12 protein-coding genes are annotated in these 14,796 nt (G+C 63.0%); 7 read left to right on the top strand and 5 right to left on the bottom strand.

All coding sequences use genetic code 11. From position 1 onward, the window contains the following. Positions 1-11: 11 nt before the first annotated feature. Positions 12-1,370, bottom strand: a complete 1,359-nt coding sequence (locus JOE27_RS05265; RefSeq protein WP_046786007.1) for a glutamine synthetase family protein — start codon at positions 1,368-1,370, stop codon at positions 12-14. A gap of 150 nt (positions 1,371-1,520) precedes the next feature. On the opposite strand from JOE27_RS05265, the gene JOE27_RS05260 reads away from it, so the two are divergent. Both JOE27_RS05260 and JOE27_RS05255 read left to right on the top strand, forming a co-directional pair. After that, positions 1,521-2,429, top strand: a complete 909-nt coding sequence (locus tag JOE27_RS05260) for a helix-turn-helix domain-containing protein (protein WP_046786008.1) — start codon at positions 1,521-1,523, stop codon at positions 2,427-2,429. A gap of 59 nt (positions 2,430-2,488) precedes the next feature. Then, complete coding sequence (locus JOE27_RS05255) at positions 2,489-4,402, top strand: AAA family ATPase (protein ID WP_119687146.1); 1,914 nt, start codon at positions 2,489-2,491, stop codon at positions 4,400-4,402. 37 nt (positions 4,403-4,439) lie between these two features. Here the strand turns inward: JOE27_RS05255 and JOE27_RS05250 are convergent, their stop codons facing one another. Continuing rightward, the gene (locus JOE27_RS05250) at positions 4,440-5,825 is read right to left on the bottom strand and encodes an aldehyde dehydrogenase family protein (protein WP_204918130.1); all 1,386 of its coding nucleotides are present in this window, start codon (positions 5,823-5,825) and stop codon (positions 4,440-4,442) included. A gap of 105 nt (positions 5,826-5,930) precedes the next feature. Between JOE27_RS05250 and JOE27_RS05245 the strand changes: the two genes are divergently transcribed. Both JOE27_RS05245 and JOE27_RS05240 read left to right on the top strand, forming a co-directional pair. Continuing rightward, positions 5,931-6,815, top strand: coding sequence for a LysR family transcriptional regulator (locus tag JOE27_RS05245; protein ID WP_046786398.1), 885 nt, complete (start codon positions 5,931-5,933; stop codon positions 6,813-6,815). 153 nt (positions 6,816-6,968) lie between these two features. Continuing rightward, a complete protein-coding gene (locus tag JOE27_RS05240) occupies positions 6,969-7,490 on the top strand; it encodes an acyloxyacyl hydrolase (protein WP_046786010.1) in 522 nt (173 codons plus the stop codon). Between the two features lie 31 nt (positions 7,491-7,521). On the opposite strand, the gene JOE27_RS05235 is transcribed toward JOE27_RS05240, so the two are convergent. After that, positions 7,522-9,657, bottom strand: coding sequence for a TonB-dependent receptor (locus JOE27_RS05235; protein WP_204918128.1), 2,136 nt, complete (start codon positions 9,655-9,657; stop codon positions 7,522-7,524). Positions 9,658-9,856: 199 nt separating this feature from the next. After that, positions 9,857-10,747, bottom strand: a complete 891-nt coding sequence (locus JOE27_RS05230) for a universal stress protein (RefSeq protein ID WP_046786012.1) — start codon at positions 10,745-10,747, stop codon at positions 9,857-9,859. Positions 10,748-10,905: 158 nt separating this feature from the next. Between JOE27_RS05230 and hisN the strand changes: the two genes are divergently transcribed. Continuing rightward, positions 10,906-11,697, top strand: coding sequence for a histidinol-phosphatase (gene hisN, locus JOE27_RS05225; protein WP_115274630.1), 792 nt, complete (start codon positions 10,906-10,908; stop codon positions 11,695-11,697). Between the two features lie 172 nt (positions 11,698-11,869). Then, positions 11,870-12,601, top strand: coding sequence for a hypothetical protein (locus JOE27_RS05220; RefSeq protein WP_046786400.1), 732 nt, complete (start codon positions 11,870-11,872; stop codon positions 12,599-12,601). A 6-nt stretch (positions 12,602-12,607) separates the two neighbouring features. Here the strand turns inward: JOE27_RS05220 and JOE27_RS05215 are convergent, their stop codons facing one another. Beyond that, the gene (locus JOE27_RS05215; protein WP_119687143.1) at positions 12,608-13,492 is read right to left on the bottom strand and encodes an alpha/beta hydrolase; all 885 of its coding nucleotides are present in this window, start codon (positions 13,490-13,492) and stop codon (positions 12,608-12,610) included. Positions 13,493-13,805: 313 nt separating this feature from the next. Between JOE27_RS05215 and JOE27_RS05210 the strand changes: the two genes are divergently transcribed. Continuing rightward, on the top strand, positions 13,806-14,762 hold the full coding sequence (locus tag JOE27_RS05210; RefSeq protein ID WP_119687142.1) for an AraC family transcriptional regulator: 957 nt from the start codon (positions 13,806-13,808) through the stop codon (positions 14,760-14,762). Positions 14,763-14,796 lie beyond the last annotated feature (34 nt).

Here is a 14,796-nt window from a genome sequence, read left to right as displayed (position 1 = left end):
CCCCCCGCAGATCAGACGCTGAGCAGCAGGAATTCACGCTCCCACGAACTGATCACACGCTTGAAGTTTTCATGCTCGGCACGTTTGACCGCCACGTAGCCCTGGACGAACTGCTTGCCCAGGTAACGCTGTACGGTCTGGCAGTCCTCCATGTGCTGCAGCGCGTCCTCGATGGTGATCGGCAGGCGCAGGTTGCGCCGCTCATAGGCGCGGCCTTGCACTGGCGCACTGGGTTCGACCTTCTCGACCATGCCCAGGTAGCCGCACAGCAGGCTCGCGGCGATCGCCAGGTAGGGGTTGGCGTCGGCACCCGGCAGGCGGTTTTCCACGCGCATGGCGTCGGGGCTCGAGGTCGGCACGCGCAGGCCGGCGGTGCGGTTTTCCTCGCCCCATTCGACGTTGACTGGCGCCGAGGTGTCCGGCAGGAAGCGGCGGAAGGAGTTGACGTTCGGGGCAAACATCGGCAACAGCTTGGGGATGTACTTCTGCAGGCCCCCGATGTGGTGCAGGAACAGCGCGCTCATGCTGCCATCGTCGTTGGCGAACACCGGCTTGCCGCTGGCGATGTCGACCACGCTCTGGTGCAGGTGCATGGCACTGCCCGGTTCATCGGTGATCGGCTTGGCCATGAAGGTGGCCGTCACGTTGTGCTTGAGCGCCGCCTCACGCATCGTGCGCTTGAACACGGTGATCTGGTCGGCCAGGTCCAGCGCATCGCCATGGCGGAAATTGATCTCCATCTGCGCCGGGCCGTCTTCGTGGATCAGCGTGTCGAGGTCCAGGCCTTGCAGTTCGCACCAGTCATAGACGTCTTCGAACAAAGGGTCGAATTCGTTGGCGGCATCGATGGAAAACGACTGGCGCCCGCTTTCGGCGCGGCCGGAGCGGCCCAGTGGCACTTGCAGTGGCAAGTCCGGGTCTTCGCAACGCTTGGTCAGGTAGAACTCCATCTCCGGAGCGACGATCGGCCGCCAGCCCTTGTCGGCATAGAGTTTGAGCACCTTCTTCAGCACGTTGCGCGGCGACAGTTCGATGGGGTTACCCTGTTTGTCGAAGGTGTCGTGGATCACGATGGCGGTCGGTTCGATGGCCCAGGGGATCTGATACACCGCAGTCGGGTCGGGGCGGCAGACCATGTCGATGTCAGCGGCATCGAGCAGGCTGTAGTAGATGTCATCGTCGACGTAGTCGCCGGTGACGGTCTGCAGCAGCACGCTCTCGGGCAGGCGCATGCCACGCTCATGGAGGAACTTGGCGGTCGGTGCGATCTTGCCGCGGGCGATGCCGGTCAGGTCGCTGATCACGCATTCGACTTCGGTGATCCGGTGTTCTTTCAGCCAGGTGGAAAGCTGATCGAAGGGGGCGTTCATACAGACCTCTTGGTTGGGTTTTTGTGGCACTGGTGTGCAGGAGCCTTCCCACATGCCGTGCTGAGGGCTATCTTGGGCGCAGCCCCCAGGGGCAATCTATCCACTTTCTTCGGCAATGAATGCACCAAAAGAGTGCAATTAGGACGCAGCGTGACAACGCCCAATGCCTTGCAGGTCCAGGCCTTCCACACCACCGATGTGACCGAGCAGGTGCGCGCCACCCCCGGTTGGCAGCAGCAGTACCGGCAGATGTCGCCCGGCCACTTCAGCGGCCAGTTGCGTTGCCTGGGCCTGGATGGCGTGCAGGTGTACGAAGAGCGCCTGAACACGCGGGTCGAGCAGTTTTTCCGTGCCCCCAGCGGCGCGTTGGCATTTTGCTTCGACCGCAGCGAAAACAGCCTGTACCTGCTCAACGAACAGAGCCGCAATATCTGGATCACACCGGAGAACTACCAGGAGGTGGCGGTGGTGTTCGACCAGGCCTTCCTGGCCAGCCACGCCCTCGACCCGCAGCGCCTTGACGGCTTGTTCATGGTGCCGCTGGGCAGCGGCCAGAATGCGCTGTTCGGCAGCTGGCTCAGCGCTACCCTGACGCGACTGGGGCAAGCCGATTGCCCACTTGCGGGGCAAGCGTTGGCCGAACAGTTGCTGGAAGACTGCCTGTTCATCCTGGATAACGCCTGCCAGCAGCTGCAGGGCGGAGCGCTGGGGCGGCGGGGAGAGGAGCGGGCGATCATGCAGCGGGTCAGTGAGTGGGCTGCCGACTGCCCCGAAGAAACCCTTAACCTGCTGGAGTTGGCAGACGTTGCCGGCGTTTCCCTGCGCCAGCTGCAGCAGGCATTCAAGGCGTTTACCGGCATGCCGCCGGCCCATTGGCTGCGGCTTCGCCGGCTCAATGGGGCGCGGCGCGACCTGTTGCGCGGTGGCGAGGTGACGGTTGCCGAAGTGGCCATGCGCTGGTCGTTCTGGCATTTGGGGCGCTTTTCCGAAAGCTATCGGCAGTTGTTCCGGGAACTGCCCAGCGAGACGCTCAAGCGGGGCCGGCCGGTTCGCGGTTAAACCCAGCATTGCCTCGGGAAAGTTGCTATCGTGCCCGGCAGTGTTCACCCGAGGTCCCGATGTTCTACCTGCCTTTGCCCAGCGACCAGGCCGAGCGCCTCGCCAGCGCCCCCCCAGCCACCGATTTTTTCCCTGGCGCCAGCGTGCTGCAGGCGGCCTCCGTGCTGTTCGTGCAGAACCTGCCGCGCCAGCCTGCCAGCGTTTCGGCTGACGCACAGGAACGCCGCTTCGCTGAAATCGTGCGTATTGCCAATGAGGTCGAAACGGCGGCGCCTGGCCGTTTTCAGGGCCAGGTAGCGCAGCATTTCGACCGCGAGGCGTTTGCCATGGGGCTCGGCATGCTGGGTGAGAACGGCGTCGCGCTGGTATCACCCGAAGTCGACTACCCGGCGGAAGAATTTCAGGACGCCGAAGGCCAGTGGAACTTCCAGTTCGCCGACAGCTACCGGCAGCGGGTCACGCCGTTGCACCCGGTGTACCTGCCGTCGTTGGCCAGCGACCTCATGCTCAGCGACCAGCAGAACCGCCTGCTGCGCGAGTTCTTGTCCGGGGTGGACGAGTCGGTGGCGGTGCAGGGGTTCGCCGGTACCGGCAAAACCTTCCTGATCCACCAGTTCGCGCGCCTGCTCGACCCGCAACGCACCTTGCTGCTGGCCCTCACCGAAGGCCAGCTCAGGGCACTGCGGGCACGGGTCAAGGATGCTGAGGCGTACACGGCGATGACCTTTGGCCAACTGGCCGACGAGATTCTCAACCGCGACCTCACCAGCAACGGTTGGCGCCTGCGCGATCCGTACCGAACCAAGTTGTCATGGCGCCCGCAGGAGGCGCAGGTGGTGAAATGGCTGGCCATCCCCGATATCGGCCCCTTGGCCGCCCGGGACGTGGTCGCCCTGTGCATCAAGGCCGTGCGCAGCTTCTGCCGCAGCGGCGACAACCAGTTGCAGCTGCATCACTTGCCCTGGGCCGGCCCGGGGACCTCGCCGCTGGATCAGGAAGTGCTGCTGGAAAAGGCCAGGTTGTACTGGCAGGAGCTGACCCGCCCATCGTCGCGCGAGATCCAGTTGCCGGTGCGCGATTACCATCGGGTCAAACTGTTGTCGCTGACGGCCGAACTGATCGACAGCCGCTATACCCATGTGATCGTCGATGAAGCCCACGAGTTGTCCGCACCCATGGTCGCCGTGCTGGATCGCAGCCCGCAATCTGTCATTGCCCTGGGCGATGAGCTGCAGAACCTCAATGGCTTGAGCCCGCACCATGGCGGCTTCATCCGCCAGCGTTACATCGACCATTCATTACGCGCAGGGCCTGCCATGGACAGCGTACTCAACCCGTTGATCCAGGCCCACCCAGCGGCCATCCAGGCAGCCTTCAGCGGCAGTGCCGAGCATTACACGCGGGTCAGTTTCTTCGATGCTGTGACGGTACCCGAGCAGCCCACCGCGTTGATCGTCGATGACGAGTGGGGGTTGTTCGGATGGTTCCAGCGCCTGACCCACCAGGGTGTGCCGTTCGTGCTGCTGCAAAGCGCACGCAAGGATTTCGAGCTGTTCGTCGAGGATTGCATCGAGTTGTACCGCTATGGCACGCGGCCGCGTCACCCGATGCTGTTCCGATACCCAAGCTGGCAGGCCCTTGAGCAAGACAAGGGGGACGACAAGGCGTTCGTTGCCGTGGCCAATATGCTGCGCAAGGGCTACACCCCGGAGCACTTTGCCAAGGCCAAGAGCCGCTACCGCTGGGACAAGGCGCCCAAGCTGTTCCTTGGCCGTGTACGCGATGTGAAGAACATGGAGTTCGCCCGGGTGATGGTCTCGCCGGAGCTGATGGTTGCGCCGGTAACGGCCGGCAACCGCAATGAGCGGGCACGGATGCTGGCGGGGCTGTACACCGCATGTTCGCGGGCGCGGCACGAGCTGATCGTGCCGGGGGGGATGCTGGACTGGGTCAAGGACCAGGTCCGCGATTGAGCGTGCCGGGGCTGCAAAGCAGCCCCGGCTCACGAAATCAGTTGCGATCCAGCCACACGGTTTGCGCGTTGGTGAACTCGCGCACGCCAAAATGCGACAGCTCACGCCCGAAGCCACTCTTTTTCACCCCACCAAAGGCCACGCGGGGGTCAGAAGCGCAATAGCCGTTGATGAACACCCCACCGGTGTCCAGCGCTGCCGTCATGCGCTCGGCCAGGGCATAGTCTGCGGTGTAGATGGTCGATGCCAGGCCGAATTCGCTGTCGTTGGCCAGCTCCACCGCATGTTCGGCATCGCGGGCAGTGATGATCGCAGCCACGGGGCCGAACAGTTCCTGCTTGAACGCGGTCATGTCCGGGGTTACGTTGGCGAACACGGTCGGTGCGTAGAAGTTGCCCACGCCTTCGACCTTGTTGCCGCCCAACAGCAAGGTGGCGCCCTCGGCGAGGGTCGCCTGGACCTGGCCATCGAGCTCGTCGCGCAGGTCGTAGCGCGCCATCGGGCCGATGTAGGTGTCATCTTCCAGCGGGTTGCCGACCTTCAACTGGCGTGTCGCCTCGACGAACTTGCGCGTGAATGCCTCGACGATGCTCTCTTCCACGATCAAGCGCTTGGCCGCGGCGCAGACCTGCCCGGTGTTCTGGTAGCGGCCAACCACGGCGGCTTTCACCGCAGCATCCAGGTCGGCGTCGGCCAGCACGATGAACGGATCGGAACCACCCAGCTCGAGCACGCATTTCTTCAGCGCGGCACCGGCCTGGGCGCCGATCGCCATGCCGGCACGCACGCTGCCGGTCAACGTCACGGCAGCGATGCGCGGGTCGTTGATGGCGCGGGTGACGCCGTCCGGGGTCACGTTGAGTACCTCGAACACGCCTTCGGGCAAGCCGGCATCCTTGAACAGGTCGCCCATCAGATAGGCGCTGCCCATGACGTTCGGCGCATGCTTGAGCACATAGGTGTTGCCGGCCAGGATCGCCGGTACGGCGCCACGCAGCACCTGCCAGATCGGGAAATTCCACGGCATCACGGCCAGGATCGGGCCCAGCGGGCGGTATTCGATACGCGCTTTTTCGACCTGGGTCGGCTCAGCCGCAAGCATCGCCGGGCCGTGCTCGGCGTACCAGCGGCACAGGCCGACGCACTTGTTCACTTCACCCCGGGCCTGGCTGATCGGCTTGCCGATTTCGCGGCTGATCATCTGCGCGAAGGTTTCGGCTTTGGCCTCAAGGGTGTCGGCCAGGGCAAGCAGGTTCTCGCTGCGCTGACCCAGCGACACCTTGCGCCACTGGCGATAGCCAGCCTTGGCACGTTGCAGCGCCGCTTCCAGTGCGGCGTCGGTGTCGAAAGGGTAGCTGCCGATCTGCTCGCCGCTGTGCGGGTCGATGGAGATGGCGTGGGTCAGGCTGCTGATCTGGCTCATGGCTGCACACTCGTTGTTGTTCATCAGTGAGGCCAGACTAGTGGGCTAGGGGTTTAATGAAAACTGAATAATAATGAGCGAAACATTCACGTTTGGAGAATGACTGTGGATCTGGTGCAATTGGAGATCTTCAAGGCAGTGGCCGAACAGGGCAGCATCAGCGCCGCCGCCCAGCACATCCATCGGGTCCCGTCTAACCTGACCACGCGCATCAAGCAGCTGGAGGAAGACCTGGGTGTCGAGTTGTTCATCCGTGAAAAAAGCCGCCTGCGCCTGTCGCCGGCTGGCTGGAACTTCCTCGAATACACCCGGCGCATCCTCGACCTGGTGCACGAGGCCCGGTTGACGGTGGCGGGCGAAGACCCGCAAGGCACCTTCGCCCTGGGTTCGCTGGAGAGCACCGCAGCCGTGCGTATACCGGCATTGCTGGCCGCCTATAACCAGCGCTACCCGAAAGTCGACCTGGACCTTTCCACCGGGCCGTCGGGGACCATGCTTGAAGGCGTGCTGTCCGGGCGCCTGGTGGCAGCATTCGTCGATGGCCCGTTGTTGCACCCCACGCTCGAAGGCATGCCGGTATTCGAGGAGGAGATGGTGATCATCTCGCCGCTCAACCATGCCCCGGTAACCCGTGCGCAGGACGTCAACGGTGCGAGTATCTACGCCTTCCGTGCCAACTGCTCGTACCGCCATCATTTCGAGAACTGGTTCGTCCAGGACCAGGCGGTACCAGGCAAGATCCATGAAATGGAGTCCTACCACGGCATGCTCGCCTGCGTCAGCGCAGGTGCCGGCCTGGCCATGTTGCCACGCAGCATGCTCGACAACATGCCCGGCTGCACCACGGTTAGCGCCTGGCCCATGTCGGAGGATTTTCGCTACCTCAAGACCTGGCTGGTGTGGCGCCGCGGTACCGTATCGCGCAGCTTGAGCATGTTCGTTAAGCTGCTTGAGGAGCGGCGCGCTGGCTCAGACCGTACTGAACATTAGCCATTGGTGGCAATTCACTTCCAACTTTCTGATTAATTGGACAATAATCAGAAAAGTATTACCTCGTGTGACCGGTTGGATGCACCGGCCACCGTAAAAATCGAGGGGCAAAAGCCCCCGCTTGCCCGTGTTGACCATCAGGAGATGTCATCGATGAAAACCCGTCTTGCCACTATGCTCGCAGCCGCCGCATTGGCTGTTGCCGGGGCCAATCTGGCCCAGGCCGCGCAGGTGTCCGGCGCCGTGGGCGCCACCAGCCAGGGCGACATGACTTACCGTATCGGCCTGGCCTTCGACTGGGACAAGAAATGGCTGCAAAGCAGCACCGGCTTCGTGACCGGTTATTGGGATGCAGCCTACACCTACTGGGAAGGTGGCGAGGCCAGCGGTGCTCACTCGCTGTCGTTCAGCCCGGTGTTCACCTACGAATTCAGCGGCTTCACCTACACCCCGTACATCGAGGCAGGCATCGGCCTGGCAGCATTTTCCAAGACCGATGTCGGCGATCAACACCTGGGTTCGTCGGTCAATTTCGAGGACCGCATCGGCTTCGGCCTGAAGTTGCCGGGCGAGCAGAAAGTCGGCATCCGTGCCATGCACTACTCCAACGCCGGTATCAAACAGCCGAACGACGGCATCGAATCCTACTCGCTGTTCTACAGCAAGGCGTTCTGAAACGGCGGGCCGCGCCAGCGGCCCCGGCCATTCAGAAGGTGTACGCAACCCCGGCTTGCACCGTGCGCGGTGCACCCGGGTACACGTAAGTGTTGAACGCCCCTTCGTCATAGCCCTTGTTGAACACGTTCTTCACGTCCAGGTTCAGCCGTACATGCTCGTTGACCTTGTAGAAGCTGTGCAGGTCGACCACGCTGTAGCTCGCCATGGTGTAGGTCGTCGCGGCGGTCTGCCCGGCACGGTCATCGATGTACTTCACCCCAACCCCCAGCCCCAGGCCCTTGGCCAGTCCATCCTGAAACTCGTAGGTGTTCAGCAGGCTGAAGCTGTTGCGCGGGATGTTCGCCAGGCGCGTGCCGCTGGGCACGGTGTTGTCTTGGGTGACCTCGGCGTCGACATAGGCATAGCCACCGATCACACGCCACTCAGGGGTGAGGTTGCCGGCAATGTTGATGTCCAGCCCGCGGCTGCGCACCTCGCCGGCGGCGATGCTGTAGGTACCAGAAGGGTCATTGGGGTCGCGGGTCAGCACGTTTTCCTTGACGATGTGGTAGACAGCCGCGTCGATGCTTAGCTGGCGATCGGGCGCTTCCCACTTCACACCCAACTCATACGACTTGCCTTTCTCAGGGTCGAAACCACTGCCTTGCAGGCTGGCGCCACTGTTGGGTTTGAACGAGCGCGCGGTGTTGGCGTACACGGCAAGCGTGTCGGTGATGTCATACAGCAGGCCGAAACGAGGGGTGACGCCGTTTTCGCCCTTGCTGAAGTCACCAGCATTGTTCAGCTTGTTGTCGTAGTCATGCTCGTAACGCTCGAAGCGCACCCCGGCCAGTGCCTTCAGGCGCTCGGTCAGGGCGACCTGGTCCTGGATGAAGGCGGCCCAGGTCTTGAGGTTTTCCTTGTCGTGGGTAGTCGTGCGGGTCAGGGCAGGGCGGGGCTGGCCCAGCACCGGGTCGAAGATGTCGATCGGATAGGCGCCGGCACCGGCGGCCGAACGTTGAATGATCGAGCTGTAGTCATAGTCTTCATATTCGATACCGGTAAGCAGGGTGTGGGCGAAGCCACCTGTGTCGAAGTGGCCGGTCAGGTTGAGCTGGTAGTCACGGTCGGTCCATTCGAGCTTGCGGTAGTTGAAGTTGCGCCCAAGGGTTTGGCCATCAGCCTGCAACGCATTGGCTTCCACGGCGTTGCCCTTGAGTGAGCCGTCCAGCCACTGCATGCCGCCACCCAAGGTCCAGTCTTCGCTGAGCGCGTGCTCGAAGCGCAACTGCGCCATGTTGTTGTCGTTGTGCAGCAGGTTGTCGCTGCCTTTTTCCCAGATATTGGTGTCACGCGAGGCGGTGCCGCGCTGGCCGGGCAGGCGGGTAAGGCCCCGGTCCAGCGGGTGGTTGTTGCGCATGAAGTCGCCCTCGAAGACGATCTTCGTGGCGTCATTGACCTGCCAGCTCAGCACGGGCGCAACGTCGTAGCGTTCGCTCTCGACATCGTCGCGGAAGCTTTCGCCACCTTCACCCAGCACGTTCAGGCGGTAGGCGAGCGAGCCCTCTTCATTGAGCGGACCGGTGGCATCGAGGGTTGCCCGGTGCATGCCCTGGTCGTCGAGCTGGCTGCCAAGCGTCACCTTGGGTTCGGCCAGTGGCTGCTTGCTGACCACGTTGAAGGTCCCGCCCGGGTCGCCACGGCCATAGAGGCTGGTGGCTGGGCCGCGTATTACTTCCAGCCGCTCGACGCTGTTGGCATCGGGGGCATTGGGGTAGCCACGGTTGATCGGGAAGCCATTGCGGTAGAACTCGCCCGTGGTGAAACCGCGCACCGTGAAAGTGGTCAGGCCCTGGCCGCCAAAGTTGTTGGCGCGGCCAACGCCGCCTGCGTAGTCAAGGCCGTCCTGCAGCCGCGTGGCGCCGGTGTCTTCGAGTACATCCTTGGGTACGACGCTAATCGACTGCGGTATTTCGTGCAGCGCGGTGTCTGTGCGCGTGGCACTGGCCGAACGACTGGCTTTGTAGCCCTCGACCGGTCCATCGGCGCGTTCGCTGTCGGCGGTACCGTTAATGTTCAAGGCCTGGAGTTCGATCTGGGCGGGGTTACCGAGTGATTCGGACTCGGCGAAAGCCAACGGGGAGACAGCATGTAGTACACAAAGCGAAACGAACGTGCGACGCATCGACGGTACGATCCTGAAGTAGGGCGCTAGGAAGGGGATTGATACGTCGCGAAAGTACTACGAATCATTATCAAATGCATTATTTTTAAGTGGGTCGGGAGTACCAGTTTGGTGCTGGTCGTGCGATTGACTGGGCTGTCAGATCAAGCACCGCGCAGCCGGCGCTCGATCCGACAGCCCAAAAATCTCAGCTGATGCCTCAACGCACCCCTTTGACCGCCAGCACATTGCACAACGGATGCTCCAGCACATGCGCCGTGGTCCCGCCCAGGAACGTCTGCATGGCGTCATGCCGGTGGTTGCCCATCACGATCACATCGACCCGGCCGTGGCTGACGAACTGGGCGATCGCCCGAATCGCTGCACCTTCCAGAAAGTGTCGGCGTTCCAGCGGGACCTGGTGATGGTCACCCAGGCGATTGAACGCTGCCCGTTGCGCGGTGCGCACACTGCCCTCGAAACCGGGCATGGTTACCGTGCCGGCGCCGAAGTCGGCGAGATGGGTCCTGGCCGCATCGCATACATGCAACAGGTGCAGTTCGGCGTTGCACTGCAGGGCCAAGGCATGGGCGCAGTGGATCACCTGCTCGTCCAGGTGTTCGCCGGCACCGTGGCTGTTGAGGTCGACGGCGACGGCGATTTGCCGGGGCAGCGGCAGGCGAATGTCGCTGACCAGGTGCACGGCCACCGGGCTGTCCTTGAGCAGTTGCCAGTCCAGCGGTGTGACCAACAGGCGCTTGAGCACCGGTTCGTGCTGTACATCCTTGATCAGCAAATCACAGCCCAACTGCTCGATGCGCTCGATCACGCTGCCCAGCGGATCACGGGTGAGCAGCAGTTCGGTGGACACATCCAGGCCGTCATCGCGCAATTGCTCGGTGGCATCGGCCAGCCACTGGCGGTTGTCGGCAAGCAGCCGCTCGCGTTCACGGCCGTCGCTCATCAGGCCAAAGGTGTCGACATCGTCGACGAAGACATTGATATCCAGCAGGGCACCGCTGGATTCGGCCAACGCCGCCGCGCGTTGCAGCGCGGGCGTGTAACGCATCTGCGGGCCGAGCATGACTAACAAACGCTTGAACTGGCTCATCGCACACCTCCACGTGTGGGCAGCCCCCCGGTTCATGCCTGTTGATCTGGTCTGTTCAGTCTAGGCGGCAGCGGGCTTGCCCGCGAATGCGCAGGCGTCTACCGCCAAAGGGTTTGTCGGGTATGATGCCAGCCCCATCATTTCACGAGGCCCGTTTCATGTCCCTGAGTGCTGAACAGACCGGCGAATTCCGCGCCTTCGCCGAGCAGTTGGCCGATGCCGCTGCAGCCGCGATCCAGCCGTACTTTCGTGCCAGCCTGGACGTCGAGGACAAGGGCGGGCGCCTGTACGACCCGGTGACCGTGGCCGACAAGGCTGCCGAAGACGCCATGCGCACGCTGATCCAGGCGCGTTACCCAGAACACGGCATTCTTGGCGAAGAGCAGGGGGTGGCAATCGGCAGCAGCCCATTGACCTGGGTCCTCGACCCCATCGATGGCACTCGCGCCTTCATCACCGGCCTGCCACTGTGGGGCACGCTGATCGCCCTGAACGATGGTACCCGCCCCGTGCTGGGGGTGATGAACCAACCTTTCACCGGTGAGCGTTTCGTCGGTACCCCCGAAGGTGCGTGGCGCAGCGGCACGCCATTGAAGACCCGCGCCTGTGCAGACCTGGCGGCGGCAACCTTGATGTGCACGACGCCAGACATGTTCGATACCCCAGAGCGCAAGGCTGCGTTCCAGGCCGTGGCTGACAAGGCGCGGCTGATGCGCTACGGCGGCGATTGCTACGCCTACTGCATGCTGGCCTCGGGGTTTGTCGATGTGATCGTCGAAGCGAGCCTGCAACCGTATGACGTGCAGGCGCTGATGCCGATCATCGAAGGGGCGGGCGGGGTGATCACCGCTTGGGATGGCAGTTCGGCACAGCACGGCGGCTGTGTGGTGGCGTGTGGTGATCCGGTACTGCACGCTCAAGTGGTGCAGATGCTGCGCCACGCCATGTGATCGCTGGTTGCAGGGCTTTCATGGGCGCCAGCCTGGCAGACCTAGGCAAGCCGGCGAGCAGGTGCACTGACTTGCGGTAGCCCCGCCATCGCACTTTTTCCGGTTTGCGGGCTCTATGCTTGGCCAGGCCGCGCCGATCCCCGGCACGGCCGCCGATTTCGACCCGGTGCCGATGGTTGCAAGCAAACCCGTATTCTTCCCGCGCCTGCTGCTGGCAGGCACACTGGTCTGCCTGGGCGCCTGCACCCAGCAGCAAGGCCAGGACATCGTCAACCAGTTCGGCAACGGCAAGCCCAGCGAGCTGTTCCAGACCAGTGTCGACCGCATGGCGACGCTGGCCATGCGCGACAACCTGCAGAGCCTGTACCTGCTGATGAACAAGCTGTACCTGCGCAACCCCAGCCAGTGGAAGATGTCCGGTTACCTCGATGCCGCCACTGCAGAGCGGCAGATCCGCATCGCCATCGAACAGCGTCAACCCTTGGCGCAGCTGGGTAACCGTCGCGACCTCGTTGCCTTGAGTTATGCTCTGAGCCCGGAGTTTCGCGGTGACCGGGTCGGTGCGTTCATCTACGCCATCGGCAGCATGCTGATCACCGCACACGGTGGGCGAACCGAGTTCTACATGACGGACACCATCGACCCTTTGTTCGTCAACAACGCCGCTCGCAACATCGAAAAGGCCACCTGGATGCTCAGCCAGCGCCAGGATGCCAATGGGGTATTGCTGCTATTTTCCAACGAGATTTCGCAGGAGGGCAGCAACCTGAGTTTTGCGGTGGAGTTCGGCAAGATCGTCGCGCGGCTGGATTTGCTGGCGCAACTGTTGGATGAGCGCTACCGGCGGATCGGGCTCAACTACGCGCAAAGCCTGTTGCTGATGAATTTCCTGCCGGTGCAGTGAACCCCGTTACAGCAATGCCCGAATCGCACGCTGATAGCGCTGGCCGGCGCGGCTCATGCTGTTGTTGTGGCTGGCCCCCGGTACCAGCAACAAGGTTTTGGGCTCCTGCGCCGCTTCGAACAATTGCTGGCTGAAACGCGGCGGCACGAAACGGTCGTCGAGCCCGTGCACCAGCAACAATGGCAGGCCGACGTCCTTGATCTTGTCCAGCGAATCGAATTTCTGCGACAGCAACCAGCGCACCGGCAGGGTGGTATCGGCCACGGCAGCGGCGACATCGCCCAGCGAGGTGAAGGTCGACTCCAGGATCAACCCCCGCGCCGGTGCTGTACCGCCGTCTTTCTGTGCCTGGCGCGCCAGGTCGGCAGCCAGCTCCACCGCCACTGCGCCGCCCAGTGAATGGCCAAAGATCAGGCGTTTGCCTGCATCGGGTTGCAGTTGGGCAAAACGCTCCCAGGCAATGCGCGCGTCTTCGTAAACTGTCGCTTCGGACGGCAGGCCGCCGCGGCTTTGGCCGAAGCCTCGGTAATCCACGGCCAGCACCGAATACCCCATGGCATGCAGCTGTTCGATGCGAAACAGCTGGCCGGTGAGGTTCCAGCGTACGCCGTGCAGGTAGAGGATGGCCGGCGCATCGGCGCGGCGGGCCGGCCACCACCAGGCGTGCAGGCTCTGGTTGGCGGCGAAGCTGCGCGGGCGCAGGTCCAGTTCCTGCACACCCTTGGGCAGGCCGCGGAACCAGCTGGCCTGGCCAGGTTCGATACGGAATACCAGTTCGCGTTCCTTGTGCTGCAGCACGGCGCAGCCGGCCGGCAGGCCGACCATCAGGAAGGTGGCACACAGCCAGGTGAGCCAGCGACGGCGCAGGTGCGTAAGGAAGTAGGTGGGCATGCGGTTTTTTAACAGATCTGCAGGTTCTGATGTGGGAAAAGTTACCGGGTGGACGTGCAGGTTGGTTGCAAGCTGTTTCGTTCGATAACCGCCCAAGCGCTGCTCGCGCCTGTCCGATAGCCGCCCGGCCAATCCGAACATCTCATTGCCCAACCCCCATCTTTTGCTTAGTGTGGGACCAAGCCACCGGCGGTCAGCTGCCTTTAGAAACCCGACCCCGGCCCGGTAGAATGACCGTGAACGACCGCAACCACAGGCCCCAGGCCAGTAGGGTGCGGCGCCCAGAACAATAACGATGCCGAGTGCCTTGCCTATGGAAAGCCGCCTGCTGAGCGAGCGCAGTAGCGTGTTCCATCACGCCGACCCTTATGCGGTGTCCGATTACGTCAACCGTCATGTGGGCCAGCACTGCATCGGGCTGTCGCGCACCACGCATCCGCAGGCCAGCCTCAGCCACCGCAAGTTCGCCGAGCTCGACCTGTGCCGCATCAGCTACGGTGGCAGCGTGCGGGTCACCTCACCAGCCCTGGAAACCATCTATCACTTGCAGGTGCTACTCAACGGCAATTGCCTGTGGCGCGGGCATCAGCGCGAGCACCACCTGGTGCCGGGCGAGCTGCTGCTGATCAACCCCGACGACCCGGTGGACCTTACCTATTCCGAGGACTGCGAGAAGTTCATCCTCAAGGTGCCGACGCACATGCTCGACTCGATCTGCGAGGAGCAGCGCTGGCAGCGGCCTGAGGGAGGGGTACGGTTTTTGCGCAACCACTACCGGCTCGAAGAGCTGGACGGTTTCGTCAACCTGCTGGCCATGGTCTGCCATGAGGCCGAGGTGAGTGATTCGCTGCCGCGGGTGCAGGGGCACTACAGCCAGATCGTCGCCAGCAAGCTGTTGACGCTGATGAGCACCAACATCCGCCGGGAAAGCCTGGCTACGCCGGGGGCCAGCCTGGAGCGGATCCTGGACTACATCGACCGCAACCTCAAACTGGAGCTGGCAGCCGAGACGCTGGCCGAACAGGCCTGCATGAGTGTGCGTTCATTGTATGCGTTGTTCGATCGCCATCTGGGCACCACGCCCAAGCAGTACGTACGCCAACGCAAACTGGAGCGGCTGCATGCGTGCCTGAGTGATGGCAGTTGCGCGGTGCGCAGTGTGACGGAACTGGCGATGGATTACGGCTTCCTGCACCTGGGGCGGTTTTCCGAGACCTACCGCGAGCGTTTTGGGCAGCTGCCTTCGCAGACCTTCAAGCAACGGCGCTGACTTGACGGGCACAATCGCTGGCAAGCCAGTTGCT

The sequence above is a fragment of the Pseudomonas sp. M5 genome (assembly GCF_016907075.1).
In the GTDB taxonomy this organism is placed as follows: Bacteria; Pseudomonadota; Gammaproteobacteria; order Pseudomonadales; family Pseudomonadaceae; genus Aquipseudomonas; species Aquipseudomonas putida_E.
The sequence above is the reverse complement of the archived record's forward strand: the minus strand, read 5'-3'. Positions and strand labels throughout refer to the sequence as shown.